General features: G+C 73.1%; 20 protein-coding genes. 16 read left to right on the forward strand and 4 right to left on the reverse strand.

The genetic code is table 11. The features are described 5' to 3' along the window. Positions 1–55: 55 nt before the first annotated feature. The 16 genes from mihF (at position 56) to rpe (ending at position 18,835) form a co-directional block, all read left to right on the forward strand. A complete protein-coding gene (gene mihF, locus C1I98_RS02450; protein ID WP_111165406.1) occupies positions 56–379 on the forward strand; it encodes an integration host factor, actinobacterial type in 324 nt (107 codons plus the stop codon). Between the two features lie 121 nt (positions 380–500). Next, the gene (gene gmk / locus C1I98_RS02455; RefSeq protein ID WP_111165430.1) at positions 501–1,097 is read left to right on the forward strand and encodes a guanylate kinase; all 597 of its coding nucleotides are present in this window, start codon (positions 501–503) and stop codon (positions 1,095–1,097) included. Positions 1,098–1,125: 28 nt separating this feature from the next. Then, a complete protein-coding gene (gene rpoZ / locus C1I98_RS02460) occupies positions 1,126–1,389 on the forward strand; it encodes a DNA-directed RNA polymerase subunit omega (protein ID WP_111165407.1) in 264 nt (87 codons plus the stop codon). A gap of 10 nt (positions 1,390–1,399) precedes the next feature. Further along, complete coding sequence (gene coaBC, locus C1I98_RS02465) at positions 1,400–2,599, forward strand: bifunctional phosphopantothenoylcysteine decarboxylase/phosphopantothenate--cysteine ligase CoaBC (RefSeq protein ID WP_111165408.1); 1,200 nt, start codon at positions 1,400–1,402, stop codon at positions 2,597–2,599. 207 nt (positions 2,600–2,806) lie between these two features. Then, complete coding sequence (locus C1I98_RS02470) at positions 2,807–3,175, forward strand: hypothetical protein (RefSeq protein WP_111165409.1); 369 nt, start codon at positions 2,807–2,809, stop codon at positions 3,173–3,175. Positions 3,176–3,429: 254 nt separating this feature from the next. Next, positions 3,430–4,623 (forward strand): methionine adenosyltransferase, encoded by a 1,194-nt coding sequence (gene metK, locus C1I98_RS02475; RefSeq protein ID WP_111165410.1) that lies wholly within the window; start codon positions 3,430–3,432, stop codon positions 4,621–4,623. A 151-nt stretch (positions 4,624–4,774) separates the two neighbouring features. Then, a complete protein-coding gene (locus C1I98_RS02480; protein ID WP_111165411.1) occupies positions 4,775–7,087 on the forward strand; it encodes an ATP-binding protein in 2,313 nt (770 codons plus the stop codon). Positions 7,088–7,089: 2 nt separating this feature from the next. Next, positions 7,090–8,448 carry a LuxR C-terminal-related transcriptional regulator gene (locus C1I98_RS02485; protein WP_111165412.1) on the forward strand — a complete coding sequence of 453 codons (1,359 nt, stop codon included), beginning with the start codon at positions 7,090–7,092 and terminating at the stop codon, positions 8,446–8,448. 286 nt (positions 8,449–8,734) lie between these two features. Continuing rightward, on the forward strand, positions 8,735–10,801 hold the full coding sequence (locus tag C1I98_RS02490) for a primosomal protein N' (RefSeq protein WP_233507063.1): 2,067 nt from the start codon (positions 8,735–8,737) through the stop codon (positions 10,799–10,801). An 87-nt stretch (positions 10,802–10,888) separates the two neighbouring features. After that, on the forward strand, positions 10,889–12,586 hold the full coding sequence (locus C1I98_RS02495) for a hypothetical protein (protein ID WP_146607255.1): 1,698 nt from the start codon (positions 10,889–10,891) through the stop codon (positions 12,584–12,586). A 38-nt stretch (positions 12,587–12,624) separates the two neighbouring features. Further along, positions 12,625–14,055 (forward strand): hypothetical protein, encoded by a 1,431-nt coding sequence (locus C1I98_RS02500; RefSeq protein ID WP_111165413.1) that lies wholly within the window; start codon positions 12,625–12,627, stop codon positions 14,053–14,055. Between the two features lie 105 nt (positions 14,056–14,160). Continuing rightward, positions 14,161–14,709, forward strand: coding sequence for a peptide deformylase (def, locus tag C1I98_RS02505; RefSeq protein WP_111165414.1), 549 nt, complete (start codon positions 14,161–14,163; stop codon positions 14,707–14,709). Between the two features lie 4 nt (positions 14,710–14,713). Further along, positions 14,714–15,643: a methionyl-tRNA formyltransferase gene (fmt, locus tag C1I98_RS02510; protein ID WP_111165415.1), complete on the forward strand. Its 930-nt coding sequence runs from the start codon at positions 14,714–14,716 to the stop codon at positions 15,641–15,643. A 39-nt stretch (positions 15,644–15,682) separates the two neighbouring features. After that, positions 15,683–17,089, forward strand: coding sequence for an RsmB/NOP family class I SAM-dependent RNA methyltransferase (locus C1I98_RS02515; protein ID WP_111165416.1), 1,407 nt, complete (start codon positions 15,683–15,685; stop codon positions 17,087–17,089). Positions 17,090–17,150: 61 nt separating this feature from the next. Then, positions 17,151–18,134, forward strand: coding sequence for a phosphatase PAP2 family protein (locus C1I98_RS02520; RefSeq protein WP_146607256.1), 984 nt, complete (start codon positions 17,151–17,153; stop codon positions 18,132–18,134). Positions 18,135–18,172: 38 nt separating this feature from the next. Then, positions 18,173–18,835 (forward strand): ribulose-phosphate 3-epimerase, encoded by a 663-nt coding sequence (rpe, locus tag C1I98_RS02525; protein ID WP_111165418.1) that lies wholly within the window; start codon positions 18,173–18,175, stop codon positions 18,833–18,835. Here rpe and C1I98_RS02530 read toward each other — a convergent pair. From C1I98_RS02530 to C1I98_RS02545, 4 genes are all read right to left on the reverse strand, one after another. Further along, positions 18,832–19,863, reverse strand: a complete 1,032-nt coding sequence (locus tag C1I98_RS02530; RefSeq protein ID WP_306461835.1) for an ABC transporter ATP-binding protein — start codon at positions 19,861–19,863, stop codon at positions 18,832–18,834. The two genes, rpe and C1I98_RS02530, sit on opposite strands and share 4 nt — an antisense overlap. Continuing rightward, the gene (locus C1I98_RS02535) at positions 19,860–20,882 is read right to left on the reverse strand and encodes an ABC transporter ATP-binding protein (protein ID WP_111165419.1); all 1,023 of its coding nucleotides are present in this window, start codon (positions 20,880–20,882) and stop codon (positions 19,860–19,862) included. The genes C1I98_RS02530 and C1I98_RS02535 overlap by 4 nt, the downstream gene beginning before the upstream one ends. Positions 20,883–20,892: 10 nt before the next feature. Then, the gene (locus tag C1I98_RS02540; protein ID WP_111165420.1) at positions 20,893–21,870 is read right to left on the reverse strand and encodes an ABC transporter permease; all 978 of its coding nucleotides are present in this window, start codon (positions 21,868–21,870) and stop codon (positions 20,893–20,895) included. A gap of 165 nt (positions 21,871–22,035) precedes the next feature. Continuing rightward, positions 22,036–23,814, reverse strand: a complete 1,779-nt coding sequence (locus C1I98_RS02545) for an ABC transporter substrate-binding protein (RefSeq protein WP_111165421.1) — start codon at positions 23,812–23,814, stop codon at positions 22,036–22,038. Positions 23,815–23,853 lie beyond the last annotated feature (39 nt).

The raw sequence follows: 23,853 nt of genomic DNA on the forward strand, positions 1-23,853 counted from the left end.
CAGCTAGTTTCCCTTCCCGTCCGAGTACATCGACAGAAATTCGAGGTGACCCGGCGTGGCTCTTCCTCCCCTGACCCCCGAGCAGCGCGCCGCAGCCCTGGAGAAGGCTGCCAAGGCTCGCAAGGAGCGTGCCGAGGTCAAGAACCGGCTCAAGCACGGCGCGGTTTCTCTGGCTGAGGTGCTGAAGGATGGTCAGACCGACGACGTCATCGGCAAGATGAAGGTGTCGGCGCTGTTGGAGTCGCTCCCTGGCGTGGGCAAGGTCCGCGCCAAGCAACTCATGGAGCGGCTCGGTATCGCCGAGTCCCGCCGCGTGCGCGGGCTCGGAGCCAACCAGCGCGCTTCCCTGGAGCGCGAGTTCGGCGCCTCCGAGAACTGATCTGGGAAGCGCCGAAGAGATTCATCGGGGGTATGGAGTGACCGATACGTCGTGGACCGGGGAGACCCGGGATCACCAGGCCGCCGCCTCAGGCGGTCCGGACACGCGTGACGGTGACTCCATGCCCTCCTTGGCAGGCCCCGGCCGCCCCGAGGATCTTCCCCGGGGCCCGGGGAGGCGCCTGACGGTCCTTTCCGGACCGTCCGGCGTCGGCAAGTCCACCGTCGTCGCCGAGCTCCGGAGGGCGCACCCGCAGGTGTGGCTGTCGGTCTCGGTGACAACGCGGCGTCCCAGGCCGGGCGAGACCCACGGAGTGGAGTACTTCTTCGCCGGCGACGCGGAGTTCGACCGCCTCGTCGCCGAGGGGGAGCTGCTGGAGTGGGCCGAGTTCGCCGGCAACCGGTACGGCACGCCGCGCGGCCCCGTGCTCGAACGCCTGAACGCCGGAGTGCCCACCCTGCTGGAGATCGACCTCCAGGGGGCCAGGCAGGTCCGGGAGAGCATGCCGGAGGCCCTGCTGGTGTTCCTGGCCCCGCCGAGCTGGGAGGAGCTGGAGAACCGCCTCCGCGGCCGCGGCACCGAGCCTGAAGACGTCATCGCCCGGCGGCTGGAGGCCGGCCGGGTGGAGCTGGCGGCCGAGAAGGAGTTCGACGTGACGCTGGTCAACACGTCCGTCCCTGACGTGTGCCGCCGCCTGATAGCCTTGATGAGCGCGTAGCAGCTACCCAGATGAGAGGTCCACCAACGTGGCAGGCACTGCCCCGGTCGCCGAGGGCATCACCAACCCGCCCATCGACCAGCTTCTCGACGTGGTCGACAGCAAGTACAGCCTTGTGATCATGGGCGCCAAGCGGGCGCGTCAGATCAACGCCTACTACTCCCAGCTCGGCGAGGGCCTGCTGGAGTACGTCGGCCCGCTGGTCGAGACGCACGCCCAGGAAAAGCCGCTGTCCATCGCGCTGCGCGAGGTCAGCGAGGGTCTGCTCACCGCCGACCCGATCGAGGGCTGACATCGCCGGGGTGTTCCGCTTCGTTCTCGGCGTGAGCGGCGGCATCGCCGCCTACAAGGCGTGCGAGCTGCTCCGCCTGTTCACCGAGTCGGGGCATCAGGTCCGGGTCGTGCCGACCCGCGAGGCCCTGCGATTCGTCGGCGAGCCGACGTGGGCCGCGCTGTCGGGCAATCCCGTCTCCGCCGAGGTGTGGGACTCGGTCCATGAGGTGCCGCACGTCCGCATCGGCCAGGAGGCCGACCTGGTGGTCGTCGCGCCCGCCACCGCCGACGTGCTGGCCAGGGCCGCCCACGGCCTCGCCTCCGACCTGCTGACCAACACCCTGCTCACCGCCCGGTGCCCGGTCGTCTTCGCGCCCGCCATGCACACCGAGATGTGGGAGCACGCCGCCACCCGCGCCAACGTCGCGACGCTGCGCGAGCGCGGGGCCGTGGTGATCGAGCCCGCCGTGGGCAGGCTGACCGGCGCCGACAGCGGCCGCGGGCGGCTGCCCGACCCGCGCGAGATCTTCGACCTGTGCGTGCGCGTCCTAGCCGGGCGTGACCGCGACCTGGCCGGCCGGCACCTGGTCGTCTCCGCCGGCGGCACCCGCGAGGCGATCGACCCGGTCCGCTTCATCGGCAACCGCTCCTCGGGGCTGCAGGGCCTGGCCCTGGCCCGGACGGCGCTGGCCAGGGGCGCGGAGGTCACCCTGCTGGCGGCCAACGTGGCGCTGCCCGACCCGCCGGGGGCCAAGGTGGTGCGCGTGGAGTCGGCGCTCGAACTCCGCGAGGCCGTGCTCGCCGCGGCCGAGACGGCCGACGCGGTGGTGATGGCGGCGGCGGTGGCCGACTTCCGCCCGGCCGCGACCAGCGACTCCAAGATCAAGAAGACGGCCGGCGAGCCCGATCCCATCCGCCTGGTCCAAAACCCGGACATCCTGGCCGAGCTGGGGGAGCGCCGCCGTACCGGGCGGCTGCCCGGCGCCACGGTGCTCGTGGGGTTCGCCGCCGAGACCGACGACGTGCTGGCCAACGGGGCGGCCAAACTGGCCCGCAAGGGCTGCGACCTTCTGGTCGTCAACCAGGTCGGCGCGGGCAAGGCGTTCGGCACCCCCGACAACGCGGCCACGATCCTGTCCACCGGCGCCCCGCCGCTGGAGATCCCACTGGGCCCCAAGGAGGGCCTGGCCGACACCGTGTGGGATCTCGTCTCCACCCGCCTGTCCTGACCGCCGCCCGCCCCGGACGGACACGGGGACGTTCCTTCTTTGTAGCGCTGTGGATGGATTGTCGGCTCTGTGCTGTGATATGAGCAGGCGTGGCCATTGCGGCATGCTTGGCGCAGGCGGATACTCACCGCAGGGCCACCCCGCGGTGACGCCGGGTGTCGGGCCGCCCAGGTGCCGGTTCGCTGCGGGTCGCGGAGGAGGCTGGAAATGCCGGTGAGCAGCACGGTCCGTGCACGCTGCCGGGCGCTGCTGCGGCCGGGGGAGGCCATTCGCTACATCTTCCCCGCGCTGTCGGTCGGCTCCCCGGGAGAGGCGCACTTCCTCGTCACCGTCACCGACACGTCCATCCTGGTGATCTCCACACGGATGTTCAGCAAGGACCAGCCCGTCGCGGTCTACGCGGCCCATCCCCGCCACACCCGCCTGGGGCCGGTGGACCACTCGCTCGGCCCGGTGATCAGCCTGGGCGGGCTGTCGCTGGAGATCGACGAGGAGTACGTCCCGGTGGTGTGCGCGGCCGACGCCGAGGTGTTCGCCCCCGAGACCCTGCCCGCCGACCCGCTGCCGGACCTCTGAACGCCGGCATCCGCGCCGCAGGGGCGGCAAAGCGGGACGGATCGCCGGGCCACTCCGCGGATACGGCCGAGGCCGTACTATCGACGTAACCGGATCCCGGCCCGCGCGGCGTGACCTCATACGGCCGTGCCGGGTTTGATCCGGGTTTCGCCGTGCGACCTTAGGTCAAGCTACACTGCGGCGAAGCATTTGTGGCGTGCCCCCCGCGCGCCGCACCCCACCCGTCAGCAGCCGCTGCATGAGGAGCCACTCAGTTGTCCCGTCGCCTCTTCACCTCCGAGTCGGTCACCGAGGGCCATCCGGACAAGATCGCCGACCAGATCAGTGACGCGATTCTCGACGCGATGCTCAAGGACGACGCGACCAGCCGCGTCGCCGTCGAGACGCTGATCACCACCGGCCAGGTCCACGTCGCCGGCGAGGTGACGACGGAGACCTACGTCGACATCCCGGCCCTGATCCGCGAGAAGATCCTGGAGATCGGCTACGACGCCTCGCACAAGGGCTTCGACGGCGCCTCCTGCGGCGTGTCGGTGTCCATCGGCGCACAGTCGCCCGACATCGCCCAGGGCGTCGATGACGCCTACGAGAACCGCGAGGGCCTGGGCGTCGACGACCTCGACCGCCAGGGCGCGGGCGACCAGGGCCTGATGTTCGGCTTCGCCTGCCGCGAGACGCCCGAGCTGATGCCGCTGCCGATCATGCTGGCGCACCGGCTGGCCGCCCGCCTGTCGGAGGTCCGCAAGTCCGGCACCGTCCCCTACCTGCGTCCCGACGGCAAGACCCAGGTCACCGTCGAGTACGACGGCGTCGTCCCGGTCCGCCTGGACACCGTCGTGGTCTCCACCCAGCACGCGGCGGAGATCGACCTCAAGGAGATGCTGGCCCCCGATCTCAAGGAGCACGTGGTCGACCCTGTGCTCGCCGGGCTGGAGATCCCGAGCGACGGCTACCGCCTGCTGGTCAACCCGACCGGCCGCTTCGAGATCGGCGGCCCGATGGGCGACGCCGGCCTGACCGGGCGCAAGATCATCGTCGACACCTACGGCGGCATGGCCCGCCACGGCGGCGGCGCCTTCTCCGGCAAGGACCCGTCCAAGGTCGACCGCTCCGCCGCGTACGCGATGCGCTGGGTCGCCAAGAACGTCGTGGCCGCCGGGCTGGCCGAGCGCGCCGAGGTGCAGGTCGCCTACGCGATCGGCAAGGCCCAGCCGGTCGGCGTGTTCATCGAGACCTTCGGCACCGAGACCGCTCCGGTCGAGAGCATCCAGAAGGCCGTGCTGGAGGTCTTCGACCTGCGCCCGGCCGCGATCATCCGCGACCTCGACCTGCTGCGGCCGATCTACTCCCAGACCGCCGCCTACGGCCACTTCGGCCGCGAGGAGCCCGACTTCTCCTGGGAGCGCACCGACCGCGCCGAGGCCCTGCGCGCCGCCGTGGGCGCCTGACCGCCCACGGCCACGAAGGACTCGCACTTCTCCGCCCCGCCGTCCTCGCCGCCGCGAGGGGCGGGGCGGAAGTGCGCGCACGCCTGGACATCCGGCGGCCGGCGTTCCAGGATTGGAAAACGCAGATCTTCGGGGAGTTGGTGACCTGCGCATGATGCCGAGTGGGCGGCCCGCCCTGCCCGCCGACCCGACGACCTTCGTCGGCAGGCGGAGGGAGACCGCCGACATCCGGCGCACTCTGGAGAGATCCCGTCTGGTCACCCTGACCGGGATCGCCGGAGTGGGCAAGACCAGAGTCGCGTTGCGCGCGGCGGAGAGCATGCGCAGGGCCTTCGCCGACGGCGTGCTGTTCGTGGAGCTTTCCAGCCTGTCCGACCCCGACCGGCTGGCCCAGGTCGTCGCTCGGGCCCTGGAGATCCCCGACCAGTCGGTGCCCGATCTCGACATGCTCGCCGACTACCTCGCCGACAAGCAGCTCCTGCTCGTCCTGGACACCTGCGAGCACCTGGTCGAGTCCTGCTCGCGCCTGGTGGGCGGGCTGCTGGCCGCCGCCAGGGGCCTGCGGGTGCTGGCCACCAGCAGGCAGCCGCTGGGCGCGCCCGGCGAGCACTGCCTGGTGATCCGGCCCATGGAGGTCCCCACCCCGGAGGCGGCCGAGTCCGTCCAGGAGCTGGCGGGCTGCGAGTCCGTCGCCCTCTTCCTGGACCGGGTGAGCGCGGTCGATCCCGGGTTCGAGCTGACCGAACAGAACGCCCTCGTGGTCGGCGAGCTGTGCCGCCGCCTGGACGGCATCCCCCTGGCCCTGGAACTGGCGGCGGGCCGGGTGCGGTCGCTGCCGATCGAGCGCATCCTGACCCTGCTCGACGAGCGGTTCTGGGCCGAAGAGGAGGACACCTGCGCGGATGACCCGCGCCACCGCACCATGCAGGCCGCGATCGCGTGGAGTCACGGCCTCTGCACCGGCGCCGAACGACTGCTGTGGTCGGGCCTTTCGGTTTTCCCCGGCCGTTTCGACCTCGCCGCGGCCGAGGCCGTGTGCGCCCAGGACGGCCTGCCCCCGCACGAGGTCTACCCGGCGCTGGACGGCCTGGTGGCCAAGTCGATCCTGGTGTGCATCAAGGGCCCGGACCGCACCACCTACCGGATGCCCGACAGCCTGCGCGAGTACGGCGCGGCGCAGATGCACGAGCACGACCGCCGCCGGGTGCTGCTGGCCCGCCACCGCGACCACTACGCCGAGCTGGCCGCCGCCGCCTCGGCGGTGCCGCCGCGCGGCGACCAGGCCGAGGAGTGGCAGCGGGTCCGCGAGGAGTGGCCCAACCTGCGGGCCGCGCTGGAGTTCTGCGCGACCGACCCGGCCGAGACCGACGACGGGGTCAAGCTCGTCATCACGCTGACCTTCCTGTGGGTCGCCTGCGGGATGGGCCGCGAGGGCCGGCACTACATGGAGTGGTTCGTCCGGGTGGCCAGGCTGGACGACGTGACCCGGGTACGACTCCTGCTGCTGCTCGCGTACGTGATGGTCGCCCAGGGCGATTTACGCACCTCCAGGCAGACGCTCGACGAGTGCGCCGACCTGGTGTCGCGGATCGACGCTCCGCCCAGCCACGTCCACCTGGAGAAGATGCGCGGCACCCTGGCCTACGCCGAGGGCGACCTCGCCGCCGCCGACGCCCACCTGACCGAGGCGATCGGCCGGCTGCGCGCCGGCGGGTCCCCGGACATCACGGTGCTTGCCGCGATGGTGGAGCTGGGCATCACCCGGCTGTGGCTGGGGCGTCCCGACGACGCGGCCGGGGTGCTGCTGGAGTGCAAGCGCGAATGCGAGGACTCCGGCCAGTCGTGGGCGCGCTCGTGGGCCGACCTCGGGCTCAGCCTGGTGCTACGGGCGCGGGGCGAGCTGCCCGGCGCGCTCGCGCTGGCCAAGGAGGCGCTGCGCACCCAGCGGCGGCTGCACGACGCCAGCGGCGCGTCCCTGTGCCTGGAGCTGGTGGCCTGGCTGGTCACCGGCCAGGAGGACCCCGCCTGGGCGGCCCGCCTGCTGCACGCATCGCACGGCACCTGGCGGCAGGTCCGCAGGCCCCTGTACGGCTCGCCGCACTTCCTGGCCGAGCACACCCGCTGCGAGGAGACCCTGCGCCGGGCGCTCGCGCCCGCCGAGTACGAGGAGGCCGCGGCCGAGGGCGGCGCGATGTCGATGGACGAGGCCATCGCCTACGCCCTCGGCGAGCGGCCCGGCGCGCCGCAGGCCGCCCCCAAGGAGCGTGTGACCCCGTTGTCCCCGCGGGAGCTGGAGGTCGCCGACCTGGTGGCCGACGGCCTGACCAACAAGGAGATCGCGCAACGGCTGGTGGTCGGCCGCCGTACGATCGACACCCACGTCGAGCACATCCTGGCCAAGCTCGACTTCTCCTCGCGCAGCCAGATCGCCGCCTGGGCGATCAGGCACCGGGAAGGAGGCTGACCATGGCCGAGCGAAGGCCCGGCAACCTCCCCGCGGAGATGACCAGCTTCGTCGGCCGTACCGGTGAACTGGCCGCGGGCGGGCGGATGCTGATGGGCGGGCGGCTGCTCACCGTGACCGGGCCGGCGGGCGTGGGCAAGAGCCGGCTGGCGCTGCGCGTCGCCGACGGCGTGCGCAGGCGCTTCCCCGACGGCCTGTGGCACGTCGAGCTGTCGCAGGTGGCGCCCGCGCACCTGCGTCCGGCCGGAGGGCCGGGCCCGGCCGCCGCCGTCGCCGCCGCCCTCGGGCGGCACGGCGAGCACGCCGAGGACGGCGACGGGCTCGCCGAGGCGCTGGGCGACCGCAGGGCGCTGCTCGTGCTCGACACCTGCGAGCACCTGCCCACCGAGATCGGGCCGCTGGTGGAGGCGCTGCTCCGGGGCGCGCCCCGGGTACGCGTGCTGGCCACCGGCCGCAGCCCGCTCGGCCTGCCCGGCGAGCGGGTGCTGCGGCTGGACCCGCTGCCCCTCACCGACCCGGCCGACCCCGATCCCGCCTGCCCGTCCGTGGCGCTGTTCGCCGAGCGGGCCGTGGCCGTCGATCCGGACTTCTCGCTCACCTCGTGCGCCCTCACGGACGTCGCCCAGGTGTGCAGGTGCCTGGACGGCCTGCCGCTGGCGATCGAGCTGGCCGCGGCGCGCACCCGCTCGCTGTCCATCCCCGAGCTGCTGGAACGGCTCGACGACATGACCACCATGCCCGGCTGGGGCGCCCACACCGCCGCGCCCCGCCACCGCGACCTGCGCGCCGCCATCGCCTGGAGCCACGAGCTGTGCCGCCCGGACCAGCGCACGCTTTGGGAGGCGCTGGCGGTGATCGAGGGCGAGTTCGGCGTGGAGGCCGCGCGCCGGGCGGTGACCCGCGAGGGCGTACTGGTGACCAGGCAGAGCCTGGACGAACTGGTGGACCGGTCGATCCTGCTCAGATCGGGCGATCCGGGCAGGCCGGGGCGCTACCGGATGCTGGAGACCTACCGTCGTTTCTGGCTCGACCCGAACTTCGGCCGCCCCGGCCGCGCGGTGCTCGGCCACCGGCTCGGCGCCGGGCGGTGGAGCCGCCTCCCGCAGGGCGCGGCGGCGGTCCCGGCCCCCGCGCCGGTCCGGATCGGCCGGCCCGTGACGTCCACGCTGACCCCGCGTGAGCTGGAGGTCGCCGAGCTGATCGCGGAAGGGCTGTCCAATCCGCAGATCGCCGTGCGGCTGTTGATCGCCAAGCGTACTGTGGACGCGCACGTCCGGAACATCCTCGCCAAGGGCGGCCTCGCCTCCCGCACCCAAGTCGCCGCCTGGTTCGCCGAACGCACCCAATGGGCCGACGCCTAGGCACTTTTCCGGATGTGCGATTTCTCCCGGGCCACAACACTATGTGAGGCCAGTGGGTGACGAGATGTGCCAATGTGTTTCCGCAGCGCTCAGGCGCCGAGCGGGAGGGGTCCCCCGCCGCCTGAGGAAACTAGGGTGGATCGCTCCAGTTCCGGGCGGCACCCACTGGCCAAAACACTTCCCGCCTTCGCGGGTCTGGTAGGACAGGTGCGTGAGCAAGGGGAGCGGCGCACCGGGCGCGACGGACGCCGGCGGGGGAGAGCAGGGCGAGCTGATCGCCGCCCCCGTGCCCCCCGCGGCACGGCCGGGCGGCGGGGCCGCCAAGGGCGCGGTGGTGCCCGCCCCCACCTCGCCGGTGGCCAGAGTCGTCGTGGACAACCCGCTGCCGCACCTGGACCGCGAGTTCGACTACCTCGTCCCGGCGGCGCTGCACGACAGCGCCGTGCCGGGGTGCCGGGTCCGGGTCAGGTTCGCGGGCAAGCTGCTGGACGGCTTCCTGCTGGAGCGCGCCGAGGACACCGAGCACACCGGCAGGCTGACCCCCCTGGAACGCGTCATCTCCCCGGAACCGGTGCTCACTCCCGAGATCGCCGCCCTCGCCCGCGCCGTGGCCGACCGCTACGCGGGCACCCGCGCCGACGTCCTGCGGCTGGCCGTACCGCCGCGCCACGCCCGCGTGGAGGCCGAGGCGCCGGCGGCCCCGCCGGAGGAGACCGGCCTGCCCGCCGACTCCGGGGCCGGGGTGTGGGACGCCTACCCGGCCGGGCCGTCGTTCCTGGCGGCGCTGGCCGACGGCCGCGCGCCGCGCGCGGTGTGGTCGGCGCTGCCGGGCGAGTGGGGCGGCCGGCCGCATCCCGCCCCTGAGTGGGCGGTGGCCGTGGCGGCGGCGGCCAGGGCGGCGCTGACGGGCGGCAGGGGCACGCTGGTGGCGGTGCCTGACGGCAAGGACGTGGCGCTGGCCGACGAGGCGCTGACGGCCGTCCTGGGGCCGGGCAGGCACGTCGCACTGACCGCCGACCTCGGCCCCGCCGAGCGTTACCGGCGCTGGCTGCGGGTGCTGCGCGGCCAGGTGCGGATCGTGGTGGGCACCCGCGCGGCGGTGTTCGCGCCGGTGCGCGACCTCGGTCTCGCGGTGGTGTGGGACGACGGCGACGACCTGCTCGCCGAACCGCTCGCCCCGTACCCCCACGCGCGCGAGGTGCTCGCCATCCGCGCCCACCGCTCCGGCGCGGGCCTGCTGATCGGCGGCTACGCGCGTACGGCGGAGGCCACCCGGCTGGTCGGCGAGCGGTGGGCGCGGCCGATCGTCGCCGCCCGCGCGACGGTCAGGGCGCGCGCCCCCCGGGTGCGGGCCGCCGGCGAGGACGCCGAACTTGCCCGCGACGAGGCCGCGCAGGCGGCGCGGCTGCCCACGCTCGCCTGGCGGGCGCTGCGGCAGGGCCTGGAACGCGGCCCGGTGCTCGTCCAGGTGCCGCGCCGGGGCTACCTGCCGGTGCTGGCCTGCCAGAACTGCCGGGCCGCGGCCCGCTGCCCCCAGGTGCCCGACGCGCCGGGCGGGCCGCGCTGCGGCGGGCCGCTGGCGCTGCGCGGCGGGCACGCCGTGCCGTACTGCCGGTGGTGCGGCAGGATCGCGGGGCAGTGGCGGTGCTCCTCCTGCGGCGCCACGCGGATGCGCGCCGCCGTGGTGGGCGCCCGGCGTACCGCCGAGGAGCTGGGCCGCGCCTTCCCGCAGGTGACGATCCGCACCTCGGGGCGTGACGGAGTGCTCGCGCGGGTCGGCGAGGGCAGGGCGCTGGTGGTGGCCACGCCCGGCGCCGAGCCGCACGCGGCGGGCGGTTACGCGGCGGGCGTGCTGCTGGACGCCTGGGCCCTGCTGGGCCGGCCCGACCTGCGCGCGGCCGAGGAGACCGTGCGCCGCTGGATGAACGCCGCCGCCCTGCTGCGCCCCGGCGCGGAGCTGGTCGTGCCCGCCGACGCGGGGCTGGCCGCCGTGCAGGCCCTGGTGCGCTGGGACCCGGTGACCCACGCCGAACGCGAGCTGTCCGAGCGGATAGAACTCGCTTTCCCCCCGGCCGTGCGCCTGGCGTCGCTGACCGGGGTCCCCAAGGCGGTCAGGGAGCTCCTGGGCGAGGCCCGCCTGCCCGCCGCGGCCCAGGTGCTCGGCCCGGTGCCGGTGGACGCGCCACGCCGTACTACGGGCGAGGAAACCACCAGGGAGCGCGCGCTGATCCGCGTCCCGCGCGCGGACGGCACGGCGCTCGCCGCCGCCCTGAAGTCCGTCGCGGGCGCGCGTTCGGCGCGTAAGGCACCCGACGTCGTCCGGGTATGCGTCGATCCCGTTGAAGGGATCTAGTCGGCGGGTTTTCCGGCGTATCGCGAATCGCCCCGATTCGCCGCGCCCTCGGTAAGCCGTTAGTTTCTCCCTGTGTCGATCGAATGGGTGAATAGGGCCATCGACGATCTGCGCGCCTGGGGGCGCGCACACGGCGTCGACGTGGACGTTGACGAAGCGCGGCTGCTCTGCGACTACGCGAGCGACTATCTGGAGGTCAGGCGGCTCGGCGACTTCGCCCCCGAGACCTTCGACGAACTGCTGCTCAGCATCTACCCGCGCAAGGTGATCGCCCCGCCGGAGAGCGCGCGCGAAACGCTCGCCGCCGCTCGCACACTGGTCGACTTCCTCCAGTCGGCCGGACACGTTCCCGGCTCCACCGCGGTGCGGATGAGGGCCACGCTCGATCGCGTCGAGCCGGAGATGCCCGCCGCCCTCGCCGACACCTCGCGCTACGGCATGGCCAAGAGCATCTTCAGTGCGATCGGCCCCGAAGCGCTCGACGACCCGACGCCGGTGACCCTCGTTCCCGGGCAGCGCGCCGACGATGCCCAGGCCGGCGACGCCCACGAGCTGTGCGACTGCGCGTCCTGCTCGCCGCTGCCGGCCGTGCGGCTGGCCGGGCGCACCGGCCTGGCCGCCGCCGCCCGCGAGGTACCGCTGCTCGCCGACGCCCACCGGCTGGCCGAATGGATGCTCGCCGAGGGCCGCATCCCGACCGTCAAGGGCGGGCTGCGGGTGAAGGACGCCGCCGCGGCCTCCGCCGCGCTGGCGCTGCCCGAACCGGCGCTGCTGTGGGGCCTGGCCGTCCACACGGGCGTCCTGAAGGTCACCGGCGCGTCCGTCGCGGCGGGCGGCGGGTTCGCCCCGCCCGCGGCGCGCGCCGACGACGACCTGCTCGACCTGTGGGCCGGCACGGTGAAGTTCCTGGTCGAGCGGGCCACCGCCGGGCGGGTGACCGGCAGCCCCGCCCTGGACGACCGGCTCTACGACCTCTGCGACATGCTCTACCGGGTCCAGGTGCCGGTCATGACCCAGGTGGTCGCCGACCGCCTGGCCGAGACCGGGGCGGCCGGCGAGGGCGGAGAGGCCGATGCGGCCCCCGACTTCGGCCGGGCCGTGGCCCGGCTGGCCTACTGCGGGCTCGTCGAGGTCATCGAAGGCGACATGCTGACGCTGACCCCGCTCGGCGTGTGGGGGATGCGCGAGCTGTACCGCGACCTCGGCATCGACGCCCCTGAGGCCCCCGACCTCGCCGGGGCGGGCGCGCACGACCTGATCGACGCGCTGCTCAGCGGGGCGCCCGCCGAGCAGGCCGAACAGGACATCTCCCGATGGCTGGCGCACCGCACCCCCGAAGGCGCGGCGGCCGACCTGCTCGCCGCCGCCGGCGGCAAGCCCGCGGTGGCCCGCGGCCTGGCGGTGACCATCGTGGACCGGCTGGGCCCGGAGGCCGAGCCCGCCGTACGCGGCCACCTGGCCGACCCGGAGCTGCGCCCGTACGTCATCCACTGGCTCACCTCGCGCGGCCTGCCCACCCCCGCGCTCACCCAGGAGGAGCTGCTGTGGATGAGCGTGGACATGCTGGCCCTCGCGATGCCGGCGGCCGGCGACGACCTCGACGAGTTCGCCGCCAACATCGCCGCCTCCGGCCCGCCCGCCCACATGATCGAGGAGATGTGGCGGGTCGATCACCCCGATGTCGCCGAGGTCCTGGAGTTGCTGGGCAGGGCGCTGACCGACGACACGGTGGCCAAGATCGCGCGCAAGGCGGCCTTCAAAGCGCGGTCCCGATCCATCGGATGACGTACGCGGCTGTGGCCGGTGTGCAGTAAGTTTCGTGAGTGGCAAAGAGCGCGAACAAGGGAAACGTCTTTGATCTCGGCGAGCTGCGGAGAGCGGCCGGCGACCTGGGTCTCGACGACCTGACCGGCATGGCCGGCGTCGGCGCGGCGGGCCCGGACCACGCCGGAGGCGAGGCCGCGGCGTGCGGCTGCCCCGACTGCGACGCGGAGGTGCTGAGCTTCCCGCCGGTCGCGCTGGCCGATGCGGCCGAGCTGGCCGCCGCGGTGCCCGCGGTGCCGCTGGTCGCCGACGCCCGCCGCCTCGCGGCCTGGACCGGCGCCAGGGAGCTGACCGCCGAGCGCCTGCTGCCGCTCCCCGAGGCCCGGGCGGCCGTGGCCCATCTCCGGCTGCCGATCCCCGGCGACGTCCTGGCCGCCGCGGGCTCCGCGCGCGATCTTCCGCTGCTCCACCTGCTGTGGGTGGTCGCGGTCAACACCGGCCTGGTGCGGATCACCGGGATGCTGGCCGAGCCCGGCCCGGTCACCGACACCGCCACGATGGACTTCTGGGACGGCGTGGTCATGGACGTCCTGGACCGCGCCGACGAGGGCCTGACCGGTTCGGCCGTCGTCGATGACCACCTCGCCGAGATGCTCGCCACGATGTACTCCGTCAGCGCGGGCATCGCCGAGCCGACCCTGGTCAAGGGCATCCTCCAGTCGCACGAGGTGGCCTGCGAGGCGCGCCCCGACGACATGCGCCGGCTGACCGCGACGCTCCCCGGCGAGCTGTCCCGCGCCCTGGCCCTGCTGGCCTACTGCGGCCTGCTGGAGGAGACCGCGGAGGGCAGGCACCGGCTCACCTCCCTCGGGCTGTGGGCGGTGCGCCAGGACCTTCTGCGCGAGGGCCACGACGCGCCCACCGTCGGGGAGGTCGCGGTGTTCGCCGACCTCGGCGCGGCCGAGCTGGTGGACACCCTGCTGGCCGGCGACGGCGCGCCGAGCGCGGTCTCGGTGTGGCTGGAGCGGCGCACCCCCGAGGCCGCCGCCCGCGAGCTGATCGAGGTCGCCGCGTCCGGCACCCCCGGCAGGCGGGCGACCGCCGTGACCGTCCTTTCGGAGCTGGGCCCCGAGGCCGAGGAGCCCTTCCGGGCCGCGCTCGGCGACCCGGTCGTGTGGCGCTACGCCGCCTCCTGGCTGCACGTCCGCGACCTGCCCGCGCCCGCGCTCACCCCGGAAGACGGCGACTGGATCGCGGTGGACACGCTGGCCTCGCTGCTCTACGTCGAGGGCGGCCCCGAGGAGATGGCGGGCTTCGACGTGCTCGCCTCACAGGAGGAGCTGGCCCGCCTGGTGGAGGAGATGCCGAGGGTCGACCACCCGGACGCGCTGCCCGCGCTCGACATGCTCGCCGCCCACCACCCCGACGGCGAGATCGCCAAGGCGGCCCGCAAGTCCGCCATGCGCGCCCGGTCCCAGGCGATCGGCTGACCGGCACGGGCGTGCCCGCCCCGACGCGGCGATCGTCCGCCCGGCCGGCGGCCCGCCGTAGACTGGGCAGATCCCGATCGTCGTGATGTGAAACGGAGTGGCCCGTTGGCTATCCAGCCGATTCGCCTGTTCCCCGACCCCGTGCTGCGCACCGCCGCCGAGCCCGTCGTCGACTTCGACAAGGAGTTGCGCAAGCTCGTCAGCGACCTCACCGACACGATGATGGACGCGCCGGGGGCCGGGCTCGCCGCCCCACAGATCGGCGTCGGCCTGCGGGTGTTCACCTACCACGTGGACGAGCAGCTGGGGCACCTGATCAACCCCGATCTCGACCTGTCCGACGAGCTGGACGAGGAGGGCGAGGAGGGCTGCCTGTCCTTCCCCGGGCTGTCCTTCCCGACCCCGCGGGCGATCCGGGCCGTGGCCAAGGGCTACAACATGTACGGCGACCCGGTGACCCTTACGGGCACCGACCTGATGGCCCGCTGCTTCCAGCACGAGACCGACCACCTCGACGGCGTCCTGTTCATCGACCGGATGGACCCCGCCATGCGCAAGCAGGCGATGAAGGCCGTCCGCGAGGCCGAGTGGAGCGGGATGGCCCCGCCCGCGGTCAAGCTGTCCCCGCACCCCATGCACGGGAAGGCGTTGTAGAAGCGTGCGCCTGGTCTTCGCCGGAACACCGGAAACCGCCGTCCCGTCGTTGCGCGCGGTGCTCGGTTCGTCGCGGCACGAGGTGGCCGCCGTCGTGACCCGCCCCGACGCGCCGTCGGGCCGGGGCCGAAGGCTCCACCCGAGCCCGGTCGCCGAGGTGGCCGAGGAGGCGGGGGTCGAGGTGCTGCGCCCGGCCAAGGCGTCGGACCCGGAGTTCCTCGACCGGCTGCGCGCGATCGGGCCCGACTGCTGCCCGGTCGTGGCCTACGGCGCGCTGCTGCCGCAGGTCGCGCTCGACATCCCCGCCGCGGGATGGGTCAACCTGCACTTCTCGCTGCTGCCCGCCTGGCGCGGCGCGGCCCCGGTACAGCACTCCGTGCTCAGCGGCGACGAGATCACCGGCGCGACCACCTTCCAGATCGTCAAGGAGCTCGACGCGGGACCGGTGTTCGGCGTGGCGACCGAGGAGGTCGCCCCGGCCGACACCAGCGGCGAGCTGCTGGGCCGGCTGGCGATCTCCGGGGCCGGGCTGCTGCTGGCCACCCTCGACGGCATCGAGGACGGCACGCTCACCGCCCGCCCCCAGCCGGCGGACGGCGTCTCCTACGCCCCCAAGATCAACGTGGCGGACGCCAGGGCCGACTGGCAGGCCCCGGCCTTCCGGGTCGACCGGCTGGTGCGCGCCTGCACCCCCGCGCCCGGCGCATGGACCGAGTTCCGCGGCGCCCGCGTCAAGCTCGGCCCGGTACGGCCCGCGCCCGACGCGGCCGCGCTGGGCCCGGGTGAGATCCTGGTGGCCAAGGACCGCGTGCTGGCCGGCACCACCAGCCACCCGGTGGAGCTGGGTGAGGTCCAGCCCCAGGGCAAGCGCGCGATGACGGCCGCCGAGTGGGCCAGAGGGGTCCGGCTCGCCTCAGGCGAGCGCTTCGAGTAGTTTCAGCGGTTTTCCCAGAAAGGTCGAGTGGGGACGGGAATGGCACAGCGAGGGGGACGCGGGGCGGGCAAGGCCGTCCGGTCCCGCAAGCCGGCCCGAGACGAGGCCCGCAACGCGGCCTACGACGTGCTGCGCGCGGTCGACGAACGAGACGCCTACGCCAACCTGCTGATGCCCCGCCTGCTCGCCGAGCGCGGGCTGAGCGGCCGCGACGCGGCGCTCGCCACCGAGCTGGCCTACGGCACGCTGCGCGGTCTCGGCGCCTACGACGAGATCATCGCCGCGTGCAGCGACCGGCCGCCCGAGGACATCGACCCGCCGCTGCTGGACGCCGTGCGGATCGGCGTCCACCAGCTCCTGCGCACCCGGGTCCCCCCGCACGCGGCGGTGGGCACCACGGTCGAGCTGGTACGGCTGCGGGTCGGCATCGGCCCGTCCCGGTACGCCAACGCGGTGCTGCGCCGGGTCGCGACGCGCGCCCTCCCCGCGTGGCTCACGATCGTCGCCCCGCACCCGGACGACGACCCCGTGGGGCACCTCGCGGTCGCCCACAGCCATCCCCGGTGGATCGTCTCGGCGTTCCGCGACGCCCTGGAAGAGGGCGGCGCGCCGGGCGGCTGGGAGGAGACCGCGGCGCTGCTCGCGGCCGACAACGAGCGACCCAAGGTCACCCTGGTCGCCCGGCCCGGCCGGGCCTCGGTCGAGGAACTGCTCAAGGACGGCGCGCAGCCCGCGCGGTTCTCCCCGTACGCCGCCTACCTGACCGAAGGCGACCCGGCTTCGCTGCCGGCGGTGGCCGAGGCGCGGGCCGCGGTACAGGACGAGGCGAGCCAGCTCGTCGCGCTCGCCCTGACGCGGGTGCCGGTCACCGGCTCCGACGGGAGCTGGCTCGACATGTGCGCGGGCCCGGGCGGCAAGGCCGGGCTGCTGGACGCCGTCGCGGCGGGCGGCGGCGGCCGGCTGCTGGCCGCCGACCTGCAGCCGCACCGGGCCCGGCTGGTCCGGCAGACCATCGGCGAGGCGGCGGTCATCGTCGCCGACGGCGCCGAGCCCGCCTGGCGTCCCGGCGCCTTCGACCGGGTCATGCTGGACGCCCCCTGCACCGGGCTCGGCGCGCTGCGCCGCCGCCCGGAGGCTCGCTGGCGGCGCGACCCCGGCAGCCTGGCCGAGCTGACCGCCCTGCAGCGCACGCTGCTCGGCTCGGCACTCGACTCGGTGCGCCCGGGCGGCGTCGTGGCCTACGTGACCTGCTCGCCGCACCTGGCCGAGACCCGCGATGTGGTGGCGGCCGTGCTCGGCGGCAGAGACGACGCCGAGCGGCTCGACGCCGGGGAGTTCCTGCCCGAGGTGCCCGACCTCGGCGAGGGGCCCTACGCCGGGTTCTGGCCGCACCGGCACGGCACCGACGCGATGTTCCTCGCGCTGCTGCGCCGCACCGGGGGCTGATCGCCCCGGCTCATCGGCGAACCGGGGGCCTTATCGCCTCGCCGCTGGGTACGGTGTGGCGGTGGACCTCTTAGAGGAGTTGCATCGGTGGGAGATCGGGCCGGTCCTGTGGGTCCAGGACCTCCCCGGCTGGCTCACCCCGATCATGTGGCTGGCCTCCGCCGTCGGTACGGACGGTGCGGTGCTGGCGCTGCTGGCCACCGTGTACTGGTGCGTCAGCCCGCGGCTGGGCATCCGGCTGGGGCTGGCCGTCCTGCTGTCGGCCGGGCTGAACGCCGTGGCCAAGCTGGTGTTCCACGCGCCGCGGCCCGCCTGGATCGACCCGAGGGTGGAGGCGCTGTCGGGGGAGCGGTCCTTCGGCCTGCCGTCCGGGCACGCGCAGACCTCCGTGGTGGCGACCGGCGTCGCGGCCCGCGTGCTCGACCGCCCGGCCGCCTGGTGGGGCGCGTTCGCGGTGGCCGCGCTCATCTGCCTGTCCCGGGTCCATCTGGGCGTCCACTTCCCGACCGACGTCCTCGGCGGCGTCCTGATCGGGGCGCTGGTGCTGGGCGGCCACCTGCTGTACGCCGACCGGATCGGCGCTTGGTGGCGGGGGCGGCCACTGCGGGCGCAGGTGCTGCTGTCCGCCGTGCCGGCGGGCGCGCTGCTGGCGGCCGGGCTCGCCGCCGACGTCTTCTGGCAGGGCTGGACATCTCCGCCCACCTGGGGGTCGGTGAGCCAGGCGGGGCCGTCCGGCCTCACCCGGGTCACCGCCATGGCCGGCGCGCTGTTCGGCGTGCTCGCCGGCGCCTCGGCGATGCGGGCGTTGGGCTGGTTCTCCGTGGCGGGCACCCTGGGCCGGCGGGCGCTGCGTCTGCTGATCGGCGCGGCCGGCGCAGGACTGCTGTGGCTGGCGGGCTGGCCGCTCGGCACCTCGGTGCTGGCGGGCACCTTCAGGTACACCACGGTCGCCGTGTGGATCGTGCTCGGCGCGCCGCTGGTGTTCCTGCGGCTGGGCTTGGCCGTCCCGGACCGCCGGGAGCAGGCCGCCGTATCGCCCCGATAGCGCGGCGGCCCGCGCCGGCCCAATAGACTTTTCCCATCATGGCCGTACAGATCTCGCCCAGTATCCTTTCCGCCGACTTCGCCAGGCTCGCCGACGAGGCCGCCGCCGTGTCCAATGCCGACTGGCTGCACGTGGACGTCATGGACAACCACTTCGTCCCCAACCTGACCATCGGGCTGCCCGTGGTCGAGGCCCTGCGCAAGGCGGCCGACACCCCGCTGGACTGCCACCTGATGATCGAAGATCCCGACCGCTGGGCGCCCGCCTACGCCGAGGCCGGGGCCGGGAGCGTGACCGTTCACGTGGAGGCCGCCAAGGCCCCGGTCCGCACGCTGCGCCAGATCCGCTCGGCGGGGGCGCGGGCGGGGCTGGCGCTCAATCCGGCCACCGCGGTCGAGTCGTACGCCGACCTGCTCGGCGAGGTCGACATGCTGCTGCTGATGACGGTCGAGCCGGGCTTCGGCGGGCAGCGGTTCCTGGACGTCGTGCTGCCGAAGGTGCGCAGGACGCGCGAGCTGATCACGGCGCACGGCGGCCAGGTGTGGCTCCAGGTGGACGGCGGCGTGTCCGCCGAGACCATCGAGCGCTGCGCGGAGGCGGGCGCCGACGTCTTCGTCGCGGGCAGCGCGGTGTACGGCGCGGACGACCCGGCCAGGGCCGTGGACGCGCTGCGGGCGCTGGCCGAGGGCGCCGCCGGCTAGCTCAGCGCCGGGTCGAGCACCACGTCACCGCCCTGGACACCGGGCGCCTCCGGGAAGTGACAGGCGGTGAGGTGATCCTCGCCGTTGCCGTCGAGGCGGACCAGCGGCGGCTCCTCGGTCGCGCACTTGTCCTGCGCCTTCCAGCAGCGGGTCCGGAAGCGGCACCCGGACGGCGGGTCGATGGGCGAGGGCACGTCGCCCGCCAGGCGGATCCGCTCGCGGGCGGGCGCGGAAAGGCCCGCCTCGGGCACCGCCGACAGCAGCGCGTGGGTGTAGGGGTGGCGGGGCCGCTCGTACAGCGACTCGCGGTCCGCGACCTCGACGATCTTGCCGAGGTACATCACCGCGACCCGCTGGGAGAAGTGCCGCACCACCGCGAGGTCGTGCGCGATGAACAGGAAGGCGATGCCGAGGTCCTGTTGCAGCCGCTGGAGCAGGTTGACCACCTGCGCCTGGATGGAGACGTCCAGCGCGGAGACGGGCTCGTCGGCGATGATCAGCTTGGGTTGCAGCGCGAGCGCGCGGGCCACCCCGATTCGCTGCCGCTGCCCGCCGGAGAACTCGTGCGGGAACCGGTTGTAGTGCTCGGGGTTGAGCCCGACGATCTCCAGCAGCTCGCGTACCCGCGCGTTCCGGCCGCCGGGCGGGTCGATCCCGTTGACCTCCATCGGCCCGCGGATGATGCCGCCCACGGTGTGGCGGGGGTTGAGCGACGAGTACGGGTCCTGGAAGATCATCTGGATCTCCGGCCGGATCGGCCGCAGTTCGCTCCTGGACGCGTGGCTGATGTCCCTGCCCTGGTAGCGGATGGTCCCCGAGGTGGGCTCCAGCAGCCGGGCGGCGAGCCGTCCGGTGGTGGACTTGCCGCACCCGGACTCGCCGACCAGCCCCAGGCTCTCCCCGGCGCGCACGGTCAGGTCCACGCCGTCCACCGCGTGGACGCTCGCGATCCGCCGCTTCACCAGGAACCCGCCCATGACGGGGAAGTGCTTGGTCAGGCCGGAGATCTCCAGCAGTGTGTCCGTCACAGGTGTTCCTTGACCTTTTCCAGGAAGATGTCACGCTTTTGCGCCGGGGTCAGGTAGCAGGCGTCGCCGTGCCCCCGGTGCGGGGACAGCTCGGGGCGCTCCTGCCCGCACAGCCCCGGACCCGCCAGCGCCGCGTAGTCGCAGCGAGGGTGGAACGGGCAGCCGGGCGGTACGTTGATCAGGCTGGGCGGGGTGCCGCGCACCGGCACGAGCGGGACGTCCACCGGCGCGGACAGCCTCGGCAGCGACGACAACAGCCCCCAGGTGTAGGGGTGGCGCGGCGAGCCGAGCACCTCTCGTACCGTGCCCCGCTCCACCGCCCTGCCCGCGTACATCACCAGCACCTCGTGCGCGGCGGAGGTGACCACGCCGAGGTCGTGGGTGATCATGATGATCGCGGTGCCCGTCTGCTCCTGCAGGTCGCGCAGCAGGTCCAGGATCTGCGCCTGCACGGTGACGTCCAGCGCCGTGGTCGGCTCGTCGGCGATGAGCAGGTCGGGGTCGCAGACCAGGGCCATCGCGATCATGACCCGCTGCCGCATGCCGCCGGAGAACTGGTGCGGGTGGTCGTCCACCCGGCTCTGCGGCTGCGGGATGCCGACCCGGCCCAGCATCTCGATCGCCCGCTGCCGCGCCTTCGCCCGGCTCGCCCCGGTGTGCTTGCGGTAGGTCTCGCCGATCTGCCGCCCCACCGTGTGGAACGGCGAGAGCGAGGTCAGCGGGTCCTGGAAGATCATCGCGACCTTGTTGCCGCGCAGCCGTTCCAGCTCCCGGCGGCTCGCGCCGATCAGCTCCTGGCCGTCGAGCACGATCTCACCGCTGATGCTGGTGAAGTCCGGGTCGTGCAGCCCGAGGATGGCCAGGTTGGTCACCGACTTGCCGGAGCCCGACTCGCCCACGATGCCGAGCGTGGTGCCCTTCTCGATGTCGAAGGACAGGCCGTTCACCGCGTGGACGACGCCGTCCTCGGTGGAGAAGTCGACCGTCAGATCGCGGACCGACAGGAAAGGGGCAGTCAACGAAGGGCTCCTAGCTCAGCCGTACGCGGGGGTCGATGAACGCGTACGCGGCGTCCACGACGATGTTGAACAGCACGATGGCGGTCGCCGCCACCAGGATCACGCCGAGCAGCATCGGCAGGTCCTGGTTGATCACGGCCTTGATGGACAGCTCGCCGATGCCGTGCAGGCTGAACGTCTGCTCGGTGATGATCGCGCCGCCGAGCAGTACGCCGAGGTCCACGCCGAAGATCGTGATGACCGGGCCCATCGCGCCGCGCCAGGCGAAGCGCAGGAACACGGTCCGCGCGGACATGCCCTTGGCCCGCGCGGTGCGGACGTAGTCCTCGCCGAGCTGTTCCACCATCGACGATCGGGTCATCCTGGTGTAGTTGGCGGTGAAGATGATCGACAGCACCAGCCAGGGGAGCAGCAGCCCGTAGAACCACTGCAACGGGTTCTCGGTCAGCGGCGTGTAGGAGGGCCGCTCGATGATCTGGAGCTGGTCGACCAGCACCCACGTGGCGAGCACGCCGACGAAGTAGATCTGCATGGAAGCGCCGATCAGCGACGCGGAGCTGGCGATCTTGTCGGCCGGGCGGCCCTGCCGGGCCGCCGCGATCATGCCCATGCCGATGCCGAACAGCAGGAAGACCACGGCCGCGCCGAAGGTGAGCGACAGCGTGGTCGGGAAGCGGTCCACCAGCGCCTGGAAGATCGGTTCCTGGTTGACGAAGGAGTACCCCAGGCAGGGCGCGTCACAGTGGCCGTAGGTGAAGTCCCGGCCGGTGAAGATGCCGACCAGCCAGTGCCAGTACTGCAGGAAGACCGGTTCGTCGATGCCCAGGTTGCGCCGCACGATCTCCAGCGTCTCTGGCGTGCAGAGCTTGCCGCAGGCGAACGCGGCCGGGTCTCTGGGAATGGCGAAGAACAGGAAGAACGTGAGCGCGCTGATGATCAGCAGGATCATTGCGGCGCCGAGTATCCGGCGGACCAGGAAGCGGTACATGGATTCTCCGGTGGGCCCACGGCGGGCGGTGGTGGCCCGCCCGCCGGGGATGCGGGTTCACACGGCGGACCGGCCGGCCCGCCGCCCCGGGCGGTGGGCCCGGGCGCGGCCGCCGCCGGCCGCCTCTGGGTCGCGCGGCGGGCTCGGCGCCCGCCGCGCGAGTGGTCACTGCTTGACGTAGACGTCGTTCGGGTACTGCTCGCCGGTGACCGGGTGGAACTTCACCCCGCCGAGGCCCGAGCCGTACAGACCGAAGTAGGACTGGTAGAACTCGGGGATGATGGGCGCCTTCTCCATGATCATCTTATCCAGGGCGGCCCACGCCTTGCCCGCCTCGGCCGGGTCGACGATCGCGCTGGCCTTGTCGATCGCGGCGTTGACATCCGGGTCGTTGAAGTGGGAGTAGTTCGGCTGCTGCGCGGCGATCTTACGGCCGTCGTAGGTCAGCGTGATCGCCGTCGAGCCGGTCGGCCAGTCGGTCGCCCAGCCGGACCAGTACACGTCGTAGGGGTTGTCCAGCTTGCCGATCGCGTCGTAGTAGGTGGCGGGGTTCAGCGGCTTGGTGACCACTTTGAACCCGGCCTTCTCCAGGCCCGTCTTGATCGCGACGGTGACCTTCTCCTGGGTGGGGGTCTGGTTGTAGGCGTACACGATCGTCGGGTTGGGCTGGCCCGCCTCGGCGAGCAGCTTCTTGGCCTTCTCCGGGTCGCCCTGCGGCTTGGTCTGCTGGCCGTACAGGTCGAAGGGCTCGTGGCCGAGGACCGTCGGGCTGATGATCGTGCTGGCGAACTTGCCGATGCCCAGCTCGCCGCCCTGCAACTGGCGCACCTGCTGCATCGGGAACGCGCTGATCAGCGCCTGGCGGACCTTCACGTCCTTCACCCGGCTGTTGTTGATGTTGTAGAAGGTGGTGAACGGCGTCAGGCCCTGGACCGTGCGCTTCATCAGCTCGGGGTCGCCCACGACCTGCTGGATCCGCTCGGTGGCGACCGGGTTGTGGAAGGTCAGCGTCTGCTTGTCCGCGCCGTTGTCGGCGATGAACCGGTCGGTGGACTGCAGCGCCTGCACACCGAACTCCATGTGCCACTTGTCCGGGTAGGCGTTCCGGATCGCGTCGGTGGCCGGGTCCCAGTGCTCGTTGCGCTCCAGGTCCATGGACTTGTCGGTGACGTGGCTGACGATCTTGTACGGCCCCGAGGAGAAGGGCATCTTGTCGTACTTCTCCTTGGTGTCGTGCTTCTTGGGCACCGCCCCGTAGCCGGTCATCGCCACGGTGAAGTTGAAGTCGGGGTGCGGGGAGTTCAGGTGGAAGACGATCGTCTTGTCGTCCACCGCCTCGACGGTGTCCAGGTGCTCGCCGTCGTAGGGGCCCTTGTACTTCTTGCCCTCGGGCAGCAGCCACTCCTCGGCGTACGGCGGGCCCTCAGGGGTGAAGTCGGCGTAGATGCGCTCGAACGAGTGCTTGATGTCCGCCGTGGTGATCGGCGATCCGTCCTGCCACTTGATGTTGTCCTTGAGGGTGAACTTCCACGTCTTGCCGCCGTCCTCGGTGGTGCCGGCGTCGGTGGCCAGGTCGCCCACGAGCGTGAGGCTGCCGTCCTGCGCCAGCTTGTACTCGGTGAGCTGCCTGGTGAACAGCTTGGACGCGGTCATGTAGTAGTTCAGCCAGATGCGGGCCGGGTCGAGGTGGGTGAAGTCGTCACGGTCGATCATGTTGACCGTGCCGCCCTTGGTCGCCCCGGGCTCGGCCGCGGCGGGGCCCTTGGAGTCCTCCGCGGTGCCCACCTTGACCTTGCTGGCCGCCTGGGCGTCCTGCGTCCTGGTCGGCGCGGCGTTGGTCGTCTTCGGCCCGCCCCCGCCCCCCTGCGCGCAGGCGGAAAGGGCCAGCGCGCCCGCCACCAATGTCGCGACGGCGGTGACCGCCCGCTTGCGTGGATATCTCATCTCGTCCTTCCTTACCGGGAGGTCCTGTCGTTCAGGTCT

It is taken from the genome of Spongiactinospora gelatinilytica (assembly GCF_003236385.1).
In the GTDB taxonomy this organism is placed as follows: domain Bacteria; phylum Actinomycetota; class Actinomycetes; order Streptosporangiales; family Streptosporangiaceae; genus Spongiactinospora; species Spongiactinospora gelatinilytica.

What these genes read in the sequence shown, in the direction of transcription:
- gmk (WP_111165430.1), top strand. Translation starts at nt 501, where the DNA reads ATGCCCTCCTTGGCAGGCCCCGGCCGCCCCGAGGATCTTCCCCGGGGC.
- C1I98_RS02470 (WP_111165409.1), top strand. Translation starts at nt 2,807, where the DNA reads ATGCCGGTGAGCAGCACGGTCCGTGCACGCTGCCGGGCGCTGCTGCGG.
- C1I98_RS02480 (WP_111165411.1), top strand. Translation starts at nt 4,775, where the DNA reads ATGATGCCGAGTGGGCGGCCCGCCCTGCCCGCCGACCCGACGACCTTC.
- C1I98_RS02485 (WP_111165412.1), top strand. Translation starts at nt 7,090, where the DNA reads ATGGCCGAGCGAAGGCCCGGCAACCTCCCCGCGGAGATGACCAGCTTC.
- C1I98_RS02515 (WP_111165416.1), top strand. Translation starts at nt 15,683, where the DNA reads ATGGCACAGCGAGGGGGACGCGGGGCGGGCAAGGCCGTCCGGTCCCGC.
- rpe (WP_111165418.1), top strand. Translation starts at nt 18,173, where the DNA reads ATGGCCGTACAGATCTCGCCCAGTATCCTTTCCGCCGACTTCGCCAGG.
- C1I98_RS02540 (WP_111165420.1), bottom strand. Translation starts at nt 21,870, where the DNA reads ATGTACCGCTTCCTGGTCCGCCGGATACTCGGCGCCGCAATGATCCTG.
- C1I98_RS02545 (WP_111165421.1), bottom strand. Translation starts at nt 23,814, where the DNA reads ATGAGATATCCACGCAAGCGGGCGGTCACCGCCGTCGCGACATTGGTG.